The sequence below is a fragment of the Thermocatellispora tengchongensis genome, assembly GCF_014202315.1.
Classification (GTDB): Bacteria; Actinomycetota; Actinomycetes; order Streptosporangiales; family Streptosporangiaceae; genus Thermocatellispora; species Thermocatellispora tengchongensis.
Genome location: NZ_JACHGN010000044.1, coordinates 1 through 13,116 on the forward strand (window position 1 = coordinate 1; position 13,116 = coordinate 13,116).

At 71.9% G+C, this 13,116-nt stretch carries 16 protein-coding genes and 1 pseudogene; 9 read left to right on the top strand and 8 right to left on the bottom strand.

Annotation, left to right across the window (positions count from 1 at the left end; all coding sequences use genetic code 11):
* Both HNP84_RS50110 and HNP84_RS50115 read right to left on the bottom strand, forming a co-directional pair.
* Positions 1-626, bottom strand: a pseudogene (locus HNP84_RS50110) (DNA-directed RNA polymerase subunit beta); the annotation flags it as partial.
* 266 nt (positions 627-892) lie between these two features.
* Complete coding sequence (locus HNP84_RS50115) at positions 893-1,495, bottom strand: class I SAM-dependent methyltransferase (RefSeq protein ID WP_185057243.1); 603 nt, start codon at positions 1,493-1,495, stop codon at positions 893-895.
* Between the two features lie 156 nt (positions 1,496-1,651).
* On the opposite strand from HNP84_RS50115, the gene lexA reads away from it, so the two are divergent.
* From lexA to HNP84_RS50135, 4 genes are all read left to right on the top strand, one after another.
* Entirely contained in the window at positions 1,652-2,287 is a 636-nt protein-coding gene (gene lexA, locus HNP84_RS50120; protein ID WP_185057273.1) for a transcriptional repressor LexA, read from the top strand.
* A 61-nt stretch (positions 2,288-2,348) separates the two neighbouring features.
* On the top strand, positions 2,349-3,005 hold the full coding sequence (locus HNP84_RS50125; RefSeq protein ID WP_185057244.1) for a maleylpyruvate isomerase N-terminal domain-containing protein: 657 nt from the start codon (positions 2,349-2,351) through the stop codon (positions 3,003-3,005).
* 89 nt (positions 3,006-3,094) lie between these two features.
* A complete protein-coding gene (locus HNP84_RS50130) occupies positions 3,095-3,706 on the top strand; it encodes a TetR/AcrR family transcriptional regulator (protein WP_185057245.1) in 612 nt (203 codons plus the stop codon).
* An 85-nt stretch (positions 3,707-3,791) separates the two neighbouring features.
* Positions 3,792-4,697 (top strand): alpha/beta hydrolase, encoded by a 906-nt coding sequence (locus HNP84_RS50135; RefSeq protein WP_185057246.1) that lies wholly within the window; start codon positions 3,792-3,794, stop codon positions 4,695-4,697.
* 76 nt (positions 4,698-4,773) lie between these two features.
* Here HNP84_RS50135 and HNP84_RS50140 read toward each other — a convergent pair whose 3' ends face one another.
* Positions 4,774-5,079 carry a hypothetical protein gene (locus HNP84_RS50140; protein ID WP_185057247.1) on the bottom strand — a complete coding sequence of 102 codons (306 nt, stop codon included), beginning with the start codon at positions 5,077-5,079 and terminating at the stop codon, positions 4,774-4,776.
* Between the two features lie 161 nt (positions 5,080-5,240).
* Here HNP84_RS50140 and HNP84_RS50145 point away from each other — a divergent pair, with 161 nt between their 5' ends.
* Both HNP84_RS50145 and HNP84_RS54570 read left to right on the top strand, forming a co-directional pair.
* A complete protein-coding gene (locus tag HNP84_RS50145) occupies positions 5,241-5,648 on the top strand; it encodes a tetratricopeptide repeat protein (protein ID WP_185057248.1) in 408 nt (135 codons plus the stop codon).
* Between the two features lie 198 nt (positions 5,649-5,846).
* Entirely contained in the window at positions 5,847-6,209 is a 363-nt protein-coding gene (locus tag HNP84_RS54570; protein ID WP_185057249.1) for a cyclase family protein, read from the top strand.
* Here the strand turns inward: HNP84_RS54570 and HNP84_RS50155 are convergent.
* Both HNP84_RS50155 and HNP84_RS50160 read right to left on the bottom strand, forming a co-directional pair.
* Positions 6,206-6,616: a VOC family protein gene (locus HNP84_RS50155; protein ID WP_185057250.1), complete on the bottom strand. Its 411-nt coding sequence runs from the start codon at positions 6,614-6,616 to the stop codon at positions 6,206-6,208. The two genes, HNP84_RS54570 and HNP84_RS50155, sit on opposite strands and share 4 nt — an antisense overlap.
* A 5-nt stretch (positions 6,617-6,621) precedes the next feature.
* A complete protein-coding gene (locus tag HNP84_RS50160; protein WP_185057251.1) occupies positions 6,622-7,074 on the bottom strand; it encodes a helix-turn-helix transcriptional regulator in 453 nt (150 codons plus the stop codon).
* Between the two features lie 241 nt (positions 7,075-7,315).
* Here HNP84_RS50160 and HNP84_RS50165 point away from each other — a divergent pair, with 241 nt between their 5' ends.
* The gene (locus HNP84_RS50165) at positions 7,316-8,128 is read left to right on the top strand and encodes an endonuclease/exonuclease/phosphatase family protein (protein WP_185057252.1); all 813 of its coding nucleotides are present in this window, start codon (positions 7,316-7,318) and stop codon (positions 8,126-8,128) included.
* A gap of 106 nt (positions 8,129-8,234) precedes the next feature.
* On the opposite strand, the gene HNP84_RS50170 is transcribed toward HNP84_RS50165, so the two are convergent.
* Together HNP84_RS50170 and HNP84_RS50175 are read right to left on the bottom strand one after the other, a co-directional pair.
* Complete coding sequence (locus tag HNP84_RS50170; protein ID WP_185057253.1) at positions 8,235-8,525, bottom strand: hypothetical protein; 291 nt, start codon at positions 8,523-8,525, stop codon at positions 8,235-8,237.
* Positions 8,526-8,556: 31 nt separating this feature from the next.
* The gene (locus tag HNP84_RS50175) at positions 8,557-9,009 is read right to left on the bottom strand and encodes a carboxymuconolactone decarboxylase family protein (RefSeq protein ID WP_185057254.1); all 453 of its coding nucleotides are present in this window, start codon (positions 9,007-9,009) and stop codon (positions 8,557-8,559) included.
* A gap of 95 nt (positions 9,010-9,104) precedes the next feature.
* On the opposite strand from HNP84_RS50175, the gene HNP84_RS50180 reads away from it, so the two are divergent.
* A complete protein-coding gene (locus tag HNP84_RS50180; protein ID WP_221337760.1) occupies positions 9,105-11,882 on the top strand; it encodes an AfsR/SARP family transcriptional regulator in 2,778 nt (925 codons plus the stop codon).
* Positions 11,883-11,982: 100 nt separating this feature from the next.
* On the opposite strand, the gene HNP84_RS50185 is transcribed toward HNP84_RS50180, so the two are convergent.
* A complete protein-coding gene (locus HNP84_RS50185) occupies positions 11,983-12,354 on the bottom strand; it encodes a DoxX family protein (RefSeq protein ID WP_185057255.1) in 372 nt (123 codons plus the stop codon).
* Positions 12,355-12,469: 115 nt separating this feature from the next.
* Here HNP84_RS50185 and HNP84_RS50190 point away from each other — a divergent pair, with 115 nt between their 5' ends.
* Complete coding sequence (locus HNP84_RS50190) at positions 12,470-13,114, top strand: TetR/AcrR family transcriptional regulator (protein ID WP_221337761.1); 645 nt, start codon at positions 12,470-12,472, stop codon at positions 13,112-13,114.
* Positions 13,115-13,116: the final 2 nt, after the last annotated feature.

The window sequence follows — 13,116 nt, forward strand, 5'->3', positions numbered from 1 at the left end:
ATGCGCACGCCGACGGAGTCGCGCTTGTCGATCTCGAACTCCAGCCAGGCGCCCCGCGACGGGATCACCTTGCAGCCGTAGATGTCCTTGTCGGATGTCTTGTCGACGTTGCGCTCGAAATAGACACCGGGCGAACGGACCAACTGCGAGACCACGACCCGCTCGGTGCCGTTGATGATGAACGTGCCCTTCGGCGTCATGAGCGGGAAGTCGCCCATGAACACCGTCTGGCTCTTGATCTCACCGGTGGTGTTATTGATGAACTCCGCCGTGACGAACATCGGGGCGGCGAAGGTCATGTCCTTGTCTTTGCACTCGTCTATGGAGTACTTGGGCGGCTCGAACCGGTGGTCGCGGAACGACAAGGACATGGTCCCCGAGAAGTCCTCGATCGGGCTGATCTCTTCGAAGATCTCTTCGAGGCCCGACTGGGTCGGGACGTCCTTGCGTCCGGCCTGGCGGGCCGCCTCGACCCTGGCCTTCCACTTCTCGTTGCCGAGCAGCCAGTCGAAGGACTCGGTCTGCAGGGCGAGAAGGTCGGGAACTTCGAGCGGCTCCCGAATGCGTGCGAAGGACACGCGACGGGGGCCGGCGGGTACGGCGGAGGCGTTGCGCGAGGCTGCCAACAGATGTCCTTCCGGAGAGCACGGATGGAATCGAACTGCGCGCACGCCAAACGCCCCGGCGGAACCCAGGGCGTCAAAGGGCAGCGCGAGCGAGCAGCATAACGCAAATAGCGACAATCGTCCACAGTCACTATAAGCGTCAACCTCGGTGCCGCCTTCAGGTTCCCACAGCCGGATGGGCTCGTCAACTCTCACCGAGTCGCGGCAGGCGTTGACGTCTGCCGGCCACGCGCCCGCCGGGTGTGCGGTCCTGCGTCGGCCCTGCGTCACTCCTGCGGCTTGCGCCAGATGACGCTGTAGCGGAACAACAGGTGACGGGTGTACCGGGAGCCGGGCAGGATCTCGGCGGCCAACGATCGCATCTGCGAATACGTCACCGGCGGCGGCCACACCGTGGGGGAGGGACGCTCCCAGTGGCCCTTCACGGCGCGGTGGAGGGTGCCGGCGACGACGCCGGCCAGGTCGCGCGGCAGGTCGCCCGGCATGACGCTGCGGGCCAGGCCGACGACGGCCAGGACGCCGCCGGGGCGCAGCAGGTCGCGCATGCGGGCCAGCCCGGTGGCGGCGTCCATGTGGTGCAGGGTGGCCACCGACGCGATGACGTCGAACGAGGCGGGCTCGAAGGGGTGGGTGAGGAAATCGCCGAGGATGTAGTCGATGTCGTCCCGGTGTTCGCGAGCCAGGCCGATGCCGGTCGCGTCGAGATCGATGCCGGTGACGTGCGGCACGGTCAGCCGGAGCCCACGGGCGAGCATGCCCTCCCCGCAGCCGACGTCGAGGGCGCGGCGGGCGCCGTCGGGGATCGCGCGCAGGATGCGGGGGTGGTAGTGGATGTTGTGGTTCCACCGCTTGCCGTCCCTCACCGTCATGCGATCATCCTGCCGGACCCGGGCGATCGGGCACACCCGGACGGCCTTGTGCGCCCTGGCGGGAGAACGCGATGCGGGCGGCCTGTCGCATCCGTGGCTCGGCCGTACGCTCCGGCCTCTAGCATTTCGCGGGTGACCACCTACGACGATCCCGACATGTTCGAGTACCTGGACTCCTCGGCTCTGCCGCGGCGTCAGCAGCGGATCCTGGCCACGATCCGGGACTGGGTGGTCAGATACGGTTATCCACCGAGCACGCGCGAGATCGGCGACGCGGTCGGGCTGCGGTCGTCCTCGTCGGTGTCGAAACACCTGAAGAGCCTGGAGGAGAAGGGGTTCCTCCGCCGGGGCGCGACGATGACCCGGCCGATCGACGTGCGCGCGTTCCTGCGGGCCACGGCGCCGCAGGCGGCCGGCGACCTGGTGACCGTGCCCGTGGTCGGCGACATCGCCGCGGGCAGCCCCATCCTGGCCGAGGAGCACGTGGACGACACGCTGACCCTGCCCCGCGGCCTCACCGGGCGCGGCACCGTGTTCGGCCTGCGCGTGCGGGGCGATTCCATGATCGACGCCGCGATCTGCGACGGCGATGTCGTCGTGGTGCGGCAGCAGCCCGAGGCGTACTCGGGCCAGATCGTCGCCGCCATGATCGACGGTGAGGCCACGGTCAAGGTGTACCGCCGGCGCGACGGGCACGTGTACCTCGAACCCCGCAATCCCGCCTACGACGTCATCGACGGCGACGGCGCCGTGGTGCTGGGCATCGTGGTCTCGGTCCTGCGCGCCGTCTGAGCATGAGGCCGGCGGGCCAATGCGTTTGTCCGCCGTCGCGGCACCGCATTACCGTGCCGAGGTGGACCTCTTCTCACGCTCCTGGGCGGCGTTGCGCGCGGCGGTCGCCGAACTCTCCGACGAGGACTTCGCACGGCCGTCCGGCTGCACGGGCTGGCTGGTGCGGGACCTGGTCTGCCACCTGGTCATCGACGCTCAGGACGTCCTGATCACCCTCGTGACCCCCGCCGATACCGAACCGACACGCGACGCGGTGACCTACTGGGAGGTCGCCGATACGCCGCCGACCGGCGACGACCCGCTCGACGCGCTGATCGTGCGGCTGGCCGCCGCGTACGAGGAGCCTCGGCTGCTCAAGTTCCACCTGGACGACGTGGGCTCCGCCGCCGGCCGGGCCGCCGCACTCGCCGACCCGGGCCTTCGGGTCGCCACCCGCGGCCAGGTCCTCACCGCGGGCGACTACCTCTCGGCGTACGTGCTGGAGTGGACGCTGCACCACCTCGACCTGGTCGCACACCTCCCGGCCGCGGCCGGACCGCCCGCGGAAGGGCTCGCCCGCTCCCGCGCGATGCTGGAGAAGATCGCCGGCGCCGCGTTCCCCGCGTCGTTCTCCGACACGGACGCGCTGCTGGTCGGCACCGGACGACGTGCCCCGACCGCCGCGGAGAAGGCCGAACTGGGCGAGATGGCCGCGAGGCTCCCGTTCGTCCTCGGCTGATCGCGGGCACGAGAGGGCTTTTAATGCGGAGATTTTCGCGTTAGGCTGTGAAGCAGATCACAGGCGCCGCCGGGTGAACGGAGGCCGGGATGGGCGGGGATCCGCAGGTGGGCTCGGCCCGTCCTGGAGGGCGTACGGCGCGCACGCGGGCCGCGGTGCTCGACGCGGTGCGGGACGAGCTGGCCGACGCCGGGTACGCCGGGCTCACGCTGGAGCGGGTGGCCGAGCGCTCCGGCGTGCATCTGGCCACGTTGTACCGGCGGTGGCGGACCGTGGAAGGGCTGGTCACCGACCTGCTGGGCGAGATCGGCAAGAGCGAGGTGCCGATCCCCGACACCGGGTCGCTGCGATCCGACCTGCGGGCGCTCGCGCTGGAGATCGCCCGCCTGTACCAGCAGCCGCGCATGCGGGCCGTCATCGAGGGCGTCGTGGCCGCCGCCGTCCGCTCGCCCGAGGCGTCGGCCGCCTGGGCGTCGGTGATCGCGGAGCGCAACCGGCTGGCCGCGCGGATCGTCGCGCGGGCCGTCGAACGCGGCGAGCTTCCGGCCGAGACCGACGGCGTGGCGGTCGTCAGCGCGGTCGGCGCGCCCATCTACTACCGAATGCTCGTCGCCCGCGGGCCCGTGGACGACGCCCTCGCCGAGACCGCGGCCGCCGCCGCGTACGCGGGCGCGCTCGGCGGCGCGTTCGCCCACACCTGACCACCACAGATCGCGACCCCGGCAAGACCAGAGCACGTCCCCGTCCCGCGGCGGACTCCCGCCGCAGACCAGGAAGGACCGTGAAATGCGTCAGGACATCGAATTCGACTCGGCCGGCACGACTCTGCGCGGCTGGCTGTACACCCCCGACGACGCCCCCGGGCCGTACCCGGCCGTGGTCGTGACCCACGGCTTCGGCGCGGTCAAGGAGCAGTACACCGACGACGTCGCCGAGGGGCTGGCGGCGGCCGGGCTGGCGGTGGTCCTGTACGACCACGCCTGTTTCGGGGCCAGCGACGGCGAGCCTCGGCAGGAGGCGGACCCGTGGACCCAGATCCAGGGGTACCGCGACGCCATCACCTTCCTGTGCACGCGCCCCGAGGTGGACCCCGAGCGCATCGGAATCTTCGGGTCGAGCTTCTCCGGCGGCCACGTGCTGGTCGTGGCGGCCGTGGACCGGCGGGTGAAGGCCGTCTACTCGCAGGTGCCGGTGATCAGCGGCGGGACCACACTGTCGCGGTTCATCCCCAGCGAGTCGCTGGCGGAGATCCGGCGGGCCTTCGACGCCGACCGGCTCGCCCGGTTCCGGGGCGAGCCGCCGGCGATGATCCCGCTGATCACCGCGACGCCCGGGGAGCCCGCCGCGCTGGCCGACCGGCAGACGTACGAGTGGTACCAGTCGATCGAGCCGGAACGCCTGGCGACCTGGCGCAACGAGGTCACGCTGCGGTCGGTGGAGTCGATCTCCGGGTACGAGCCGGGCGACTACATCGCCCGGATCTCTCCCACGCCGCTGCTCCTGGTGGTCGCCCAGCACGACATCCTGACCCACAGCGACCTGGCGTACGCCGCGTACGAGCGGGCCCTGCATCCCAAACGGCTCGTCACGCTGCCCGGCGGCCACTTCGTCGTCTACGGCGAGGAGTTCAAGCACACCCTCGCGCTGATGACCGAGTTCTTCCTGGAGCACCTCGCCGGGAGCGCTCGGTAGCGGACGGCGCCCTCGCGGAGGCTTCAGCCGGGCCGGCGCCGCCCCCCATCGGCCGGGGGTGGCGCCGGGCCGATGCTCAGCCCCGGGTCTCCACCCAGACGCTGACGATCTGGTGCGGCGGCATGCCGGTGGAGGAGACGCTGCCGACGGGAGCCCACGGGCTCGTGATCGGGATCAGGCCGATCTCCGGGTTGAAGTGCCGCAGGACGACACGGACGCGGTGCTCGCCGGTGCCGGAGGCGCAGAAGCTGGAGGCCGTCTGGCCGGAGATCTGGTACGTGCAGTCGGCGGGGGTGGCGGAGGCGCCGGAGGCGGTGGCGACCACCAGCGCGGCGCTCGCCAGCAGGGTGGCGAACGTGGATGCGATCAATCTCGTTCTCATGGTGCGGCTCCCGGGAAAGGGCAGGTCACTGCGGAGACGGTGAGATTTCTCTTAGGAAAGTTTCCTAAATGGAGAGTAGGAGTCCGCTCCGGGGAGGTCAAGAACGACTTCCGCGATTCGCCCGTCGCCGCCGCCGGTCCCGAAGGGCTATTTTTCTGGCCATGACACACGACGAGGCGACCTTACGCCGGGCGGCCGAGGCCGGGGACACCGCGGCGATGCTGGCCCTGGCCGGCCTGCTCGGCCAGGACGCCGAGTACCAGGAGCCCGGCGAGGAGACGGCCGAGGCCCTGGAGGCGCGTGCCTGGATCGAGCGGGCCGCCGAAGCCGGCGACGCGGAGGGGATGTACATCATCGCCGTCATGCTGATCAGCGCAGGCGACATGGAGGAGGCCGAGCCCTGGCTGCGCCGTGCCGCCGACGCCGGGCACACCGACGCGATGGACGAACTCGGCAGCCTCCACTACCACTTCGACGACATCGCCCAGGCGAGGCACTGGTACGAACGCGCCGCCGCCCTGGGCAACAAGAGCGCCGCCGCCAACCTCCGCGCCCTGCCCAAGGGGTAGCCCCCGGCCCGGCCGGCCCGTTCATCGACCGGGGGCCGCGAGCGGGCGCCGGTCACGGGTCATCGCCGCCGGGGCCCGGCGGGCTGAGGGCTCCGTCGAGCACGGTGCCGAGCACCGCGCCGAGTTCCTCCCCGAGGCCGGTGTTCTCCGCGGGACGCCGGTTCCGGGCCGCGCACCGGCCTCCTCGACGGCCGGACCGTGCGCGGGCTCCCCGCCGGCGTGACCCTGCTGTCGCTGCTCCGCGACGACGGCGAGCGTCTGGCCGAGGCCGGCGCCTCCGCGCCTACCGGCCCCGCCGAGGGCAAGCCCGCCCGTACGATCAGCGACATCTCCCTCGACGAGCTGTTCCGCCCCGGCATGGTCCTGGACGTCCGCCGCTGGGTGAAGCCGGGGGCCGCGATCCCGATCGAGGGGCTCCAAGCGGCGATCGAGGCGACCGGCCGGGAGATCCAGGACGGCGACGCGGTCCTCATCCGCACCGGCCAGGAGCGCCACACCATGGCCGACGCCGAGTACTACAACCACCCCGGCATGACCGGCGACGGCACGCGCTTCCTCTAGCGCACTTCCTGGATGCGGATCAGGTTGCCCGCGGGATCGCGGAAGGCGCAGTCGCGAACCCCGTACGGCTGCTCCATCGGCTCCTGGACGACCTCGGCGTCGCCGGCCTGCAGCTTGTCGAAGGTGCCGTCGAGGTCGGGGGTGGCCAGCAGGATCCAGCCGTAGGTGCCCTTGGCCATCATCTCGGTGATGACGCGGCGCTCCTCCTCCGTGACGCCGGGGTCGGCCGCCGGCGGGGCCAGGAGGATGGACGTGCTGGGCTGGCCCGGCGGGCCGACGGTGATCCAGCGCATCTTGCCGCTTCCGACGTCCTTGCGGACCTCGAAGCCGAGAGTGTCGCGGTAGAAGGCGAGAGACGCGTCCGGGTCGTCGTGCGGGAGGACGGTGGTGTGAATGGTGATGTCCATGCCTGTCAGGCTAGGCGCGGCCCCGGAGCGGGCGCTTCTCGGATCCTGATCGGCTTGGTCACCTGCTTGGCCACGCACGCCGGGATCCCCTCCGTCGCGCGCGCCGCCTCGCGCCGGTAGACGCTGGGCGGCACGCCGACCAGCTCGGTGAAGCGCGTGCTGAAGGTGCCCAGCGACGAGCAGCCGACCGCGAAGCAGACCTCGGTGACGCTGAGGTCGCCACGGCGCAGCAGCGCCATCGCGCGCTCGATGCGCCGCGTCATCAGATAGGCGTACGGCGACTCACCATAGGCGAGCCGGAACTGGCGGCTGAGGTGCCCGGCCGACATGTTCACGCCGCGGGCGAGCGCCTCGACGTCCAGCGGCTGCGCGTACTCCCGGTCGATCCGGTCGCGGACACGGCGCAGCCGCGCGAGGTCGCGCAGGTGCTGCGCGTCGGCGGATCTGCTACTGGTCACATGCGAATCGTACGTCGCGTCACCGGCGCCGCCCCCCGGGGCTCGGGGGAGGGCGATCCGTGACCACGTCGCCCTCGCCGGTGGCCGTGAACGCCGTCAGCACCTCCGGCAGCGCGTCCAGTGTGCGCCGAGGAGGTCCTGATGCCGACGGCGGTCCTGACCGTGACGGCCGGATGAGAGGGCGGTGAACTCTTTTCGAGCACCCTTTCGAGCCTTCTCCGGCGAACCGGACAATAGCGCGGTGATTGCACTACTGGTACGTCTGCGTCCCCTGATGCTCGGCTGCCTGCTGGCCGCCGGGCTGCTGCTGTCCCCCGGCGTCGCCATGGCTTCCCCCGTGACGCCGCCCGAGGACGCGCCGTCGCAGGAGGCGCGACCGCCCTACTCGCTCCTGCACATGAACGTCTGCCTGAGCGGATACGCCGGCTGCTACGCCAAGACCCAGTACCCGAAGATCGTGGACGAGGTGGTGGAGCGCATCCAGGCCAACGACGTCAACGCGGTCACCCTCAACGAGGCGTGCAGCGGCGACGTGGCCGAGATCGCCGCGCGCACCGGCTACCACTACCGCTTCGCCACGGTGATCTACCGCGGCGCCCCGCTGGACTGCAGAACGCCCGGCGGGCGCGGCGTGTTCGGCAACGCCGTGCTGACCAAGGAGGCGATCCGGGCGTCCGAGGACGCGCCGTTCTCCGTGTTCAGCGGGGTGGAGCAGCGACGCTGGCTGTGCGTGACGACCGCCCGCCGCGTGGACGTGTGCACGACCCACCTGTCCACCGACGGCGAGGCCCCCGGTACCACCAACTCGATCCAGTGCGCCGAACTGGCCCAGGTGCTCGCCTCGCGCGGCCGGCCGACCATCTTCGCCGGCGACGTCAACCGGCGCGGTTCCTGCGCGCCGCAGAACCACTGGACCCTGACCGACGCGGAGGCCACCCAGGCCCCGGGTATCCAGCACGCCTACGGCAACCTCACCTCGCCGGCCCTGGAGATCGAGCCGGCCACGTACACCGACCACGACGCGCTCGTGATCCGCGCCGGGCTGCCGAAGTGACCTGACGCCCGGTCCCGGGCGTCCCGTTCCCCTCGTGCTCGTCTCCGTCGGGGGAGCCGGGCGGCATCCCGCGTGGGATGCCGCCCGGCGCAGATCCCCGTCCCGCTCACCGTTCGTCGGCTACGTGGCCGTTCAGGGCGGTGGCGTCCCTGGTGAGGGCCATGGTCAGCGGCGCCTCCGGGAAGGTGGGCAGGGCGGCGAGCGCCGCGCCCATCTGCTCGGCGGTCTCCCAGTGCCAGGTGTCGGTGTAGGTGCCGTCCTCAAGCCGGATCAGCACGACGTGGGTGAGCCCGGGGTGTCCCTCCCGGACGGTCGCGATCAGCGAGCTCCGGCGGGCCAGGAACTCCTCCAGGTCGGCGTCTGCGACGGAGTAGCGGTGCGAGCGGACCACGGACATGTGGGTGTCTCCTTTGCGTGGGGCCGGCCGGTTACCAGGTGCCGGCGATCTGCCGGATCGGGGCGTTCAGGCGGTTGAAGAGGTTGGTGACGGCGATCATCAGCAGGATCGAGGCGAGCTGCCGCTCGTCGAAGTGGTCGGCGGCGTTGTCCCAGACGTCGTCGGGGACGGCGTCGGCGCGGTCGGCCAGCCGGGTCGCGGCCTCCGCCAGCTCCAGCGCGGCCCGCTCGGCGTCGGTGTAGTACGGCGCCTCGCGCCAGGCGGTGACCAGGCCGATGCGCTCGTCGCTCTCGCCGAGCTTGCGCAGGTTCTTCAGGCCGGCGTCCACGCAGAAGCCGCACCCGTTGATCTGGCTGACCCGCAGGTGGATCATCTCCATGAGCTCCTGGGGGAGGCCCTGCGACTGTGCGGCCTTCATCAGCTCCTGGATCGGCTTCATCGCGGCGGGGATGATCAGGGCGGGGTTCTTCATCCGGGCTTGCATCGTGTGTCCTCTGTCTCGGTTGGGGTGAGATCAGAGTGGCTGCCCGGATTGATACATTCGCTATGCGGCCACGATGCGACGGTGATGGGGGGACGATGCTGCGCTTCACGCTTCTCGGCCCCGTCGAGATGACCGTGGACGGCGCGCCCCTGACGGGCATCGCCCCACGTCACCGGGCTGTGCTGGCCTACCTCCTGCTCAACGCCGGCCGGGTGATCAGCATCGAGCGGCTGATCGACGCGATGTGGGGCTACGACCCTCCCGACACCGCACGATCGCAGATCCATGCCTCGATCACCGCGATCCGCAAGGTGCTGCGCGGCGCCGGAGCCGTACGGCTCCTGGAGACGCGTGCCGGCGGCTACGTCGCGCAGCCCGAGCCCGGGCAGCTCGACGCGCAGGAGTTCACCGAGCTGGTGGCCGCCGGTGAGCTGCGCGAAGCCCTGGATCTGTGGCGTGGCGAGGCGCTGGAGGACGTGCACGCGCACTACGTCGGCGGCGTCCGGGAGCTCTGGAACGACCGGCGGCTGTCGGCGTACGAGCGCCTGGTGGAGGCCGAGCTGGCCGCCGGGCGGCACGGTGAGCTGCTCGACGAGCTGGCCGCCCAGGTGACCGCCAACCCGCTGCGCGAGAAGCTCAACGGCCACCTCGTCCTGGCCCTGCACCGGGCGGGGCGGCAGGCCGACGCCCTGGCCGCGGCGCGTGCGTACCGTGCGGTCCTCGCGGACGAACAGGGGCTCGACCCCGGGCGCGCCTTCACCGAGCTGGAGCGGGCGGTCCTGGCGGACGATCCGGCCCTGCGCCTGGCGGACGCGGCGCCAGTGGTCTCCGGCCCGCCGCGTCGCTCCACCTTCCTGCCCTACGACATTCCCGATTTCTCCGGACGGGCGGCCGAGCTGGAGCGGCTCGTGGGCGAGTACCACGGGCCGGCGGTCGTCACGATCGACGGCATGGCCGGGATCGGCAAGACGGCGCTCGCCGTCCACGCGGCCCACCGGCTGGCCCCCCGCTATCCGGACGGCCGGCTCTTCATCGACCTGCAAGCCCACACCGCGGGCCGGGAGCCGATCGACGCCGCCGCCGCGCTGGAGGCCCTGCTCCGTCAGCTCGGGGTGCCCGCCGACCGCATCCCGGTCACCCTGGCCGAGCGCGGCGCCCTGTGGCGGGCCGAGCTGGCCGGCCGCCGCGTGCTCGCCGTACTGGACAACGCCTTCGACGCCGAGCACGTGCGCCCCCTGCTGCCGGGGCACTCCGACACCCTCGTCCTGGTCACCAGCAGGCGGCGGCTCGTGGACCTGGACGGCGCCCGCGCGCTGTCGGTCGATCCGCTGGGCGAGGAGGACGCCGCCGAGCTGTTCGAGCGGATCGTGGGCGAACGCGCGCACCGCGAGCCGGACGCCGTACGCGAGGTGCTGCGGATGTGCGGGCACCTCCCGCTCGCCATCCGGATCTCGGCCGCCCGCCTCCAGCACCGCCCGCGCTGGACCGTGTCCTACCTGGCCGGCCGGCTGCGGGACCATCGCCGGCTCCTGGACGGGGTGTCGGCGGCCTTCGCCCTCTCCTACGAGCATCTGCACGAGGCCGAGCAGCGCATGTTCCGCCTGCTCGGGCTGGCGCCCGGCCGCGACATCGACGCGCACGGCGCGGCCGCGCTGGCGGGGATCTCGCACGACGAAGCGGAGGAACTTCTCGAAGGACTCCTCGACGCCCACATGCTCCTGCAGCTCGAACCGGGCCGATACACCTTCCACGACCTGCTCCGCGAGCACGCCCGTTCGATCGCCGAGGACGACGGCGCGGTCATGCGGCTGCTCGCCTACTACCTGCACCGTTCCCGCGCGGCCATGGACCGGCTCTTCCCCGACAGCGTCGCCCAGCGGGAGGGCATCCCCCAGCCGGCCGCCCCGATCCCGCCCGTCCGCGACGCCGCGGAGGCGATCGAGTGGCTCGACGCCGAGCGCTCCAACATCATCGCGACCGCCGTCCACGGGCCCGAGATCTGCCTGGGCATGCTGGCTCTGGCGATGCGCCCCTACCTGGACCGGCAGGCGCACCACGACGACGCGCTCACGCTGCACACCCTGGCGCTCCAGCGCAGCCGCAAGCTCGGCGACCGCGAGGTCCAAGGGCGGGCGCTCACCGACCTGGCGTGGACGTACTGGCGGCTCGGCGAGTACGAGCGAGCGGAGGAGCACGCCCGCCAGGCCCTCGACGCGTGCGAGGACGCCGGCGAACGGGCTCGGGCGCTGCTCACCCTGGGCAACGTGGCGCTGCGCCGGCGGCAGGACGCGCAGGCGGAGCAGTACCTCAAGCAGGCACTCGACCTCACCCGGATCGGCATCGACACCTGGGGCGAGGCCCACGTGCTCGGCATCCTCGCCCTCGTCCTCGACCGGGCCGGCCGTCCCGAGGAGGCCCGGCGCCATCTCGACCTGGCACTGGCGCTGCACCGCAAGGTCGGCAACCCGGCCGGAGAGGCGATGATCCTCGACCACCTGGGCGTCGTCCTCCGGCACCAGGGCGAGCCCGCCCAGGCACGCGCCCGCCACGAGCAGGCCGCGGCGCTCTACCGCAGGCTCGGCAACGCCGCCGACGAGGCGGCCGCGCTCAACGGGCTGGCCGAGGCGGCGGGCGACCCGGCTCGGGCGGTCGAGGAGCACACGGCCGCGCTCGCGCTCGCCGACCTGACCCGCAACCGGCCGGAGCAGGCGCGCGCTCACGACGGGCTGGCGCGCGCCCACCTCGCGCTCGGGCAGTCGGAGCAGGCCCGCGAGCACGGGCGGCTGGCTCTCGCCCTTTACGGGGAGCTCGGCGTTCCGGAGGCCGAGGAGGTCCGCACCTTCCTGGAACATGAGGGGATGGTCACCTCTTAACGCCCGGGAACGGTCATTCCACCTCGTCGTGACCCCGCCATCCCGCAACACGTCACCACGGCCGTGCCGGCGGATGCCACTTCGTGCGACTACTGCTCGGTCAGAAGGAGTACGGGCCGAAGCGGCCCCAGGCGACGAAGGCCGCCAGGGCGAACAGCACCGCGTTGACGATCACGTGCGAGGGCTCGTTGCGCCGGAGGTGTGTGACCGCCGCGCCGATCATGGTGATCGCCAGGCCGGTGGCGGCCAGCGGGGTAAGCACGACGGCTGTGCCGGTGGCCGCGGGCAGGACCAGGCCGATGGCGGCGGCCGCTTCCAGCGCGCCGATGACCTTGACCGCGGTGCCGGAGAAGTCCTCGACCCAGTGCATGTGACTGATCAGGTCCTTGCGCGGTTGGACGAGCTTGGTGATGCCCGCGATGGCGAAGGCCAGCGCGAGGAGGGCCTGCACGATCCACAGTGCGATGTTCATGGTGTCCGCCGTGATTCCTCGGGGTTGCAGCGAAGAAGCGAAGGGGAGCCTTCGCTTATGTGCCGCTAACCGTAGCAGAACCGCAGGAACCCCTGCACTTCGTAGAATGTCGGCCATGGCGGGAAGCGGGGGGTTGCGGAAGGACGCGGAGCGGAACCGGGCGCGCATCGTCGCGGCGGCCCGGGAGGTCTTCTCGGATCGGGGGCTGGAGGCCCCGCTGGAGGAGATCGCCAGGCGGGCGGGGGTGAACATCGCGACCCTCTACCGGCGCTTCCCCGACCGGGCGGCGCTGGTCGAGGCGATCCTGACCGAGAAGATGACGGCCTTCGCCGAGGCCGCCGAGCGCGCGCTGGCCGCCGAGGACCCGTGGGAGGGGTTCAGCGCGTGCGTGGAGGACATCTGCGCGATGCAGGCGGCCGACCAGGGCGTCACGGAGGCGTTCACCACCTGCTTCCCCAGCTCGGCGGGGCTGGAGGAGCCACGGGCCAGGGCGCTGGGCGCGCTCGGCGCGCTGGTCGCGCGGGCGCGTGACGCGGGCGCCCTGCGTGCCGACTTCACCGTGCAGGACCTGCTGCTGTTCCTGATGGCCAACGCCGGCGTCCTGCGCGCGACGAGGGACGCCGCGCCGGACGCGTGGCGGCGGCTGGTCGGCTTCCTGCTGTCCGCCTGCCGTGCCGAGGCCGCCGGTACGCTGCTCCCGCCCGCACCGACGGCCGACGAACTGCACCAGGCCATGCTGGCCGTACACCCCTTCAAGTGAGG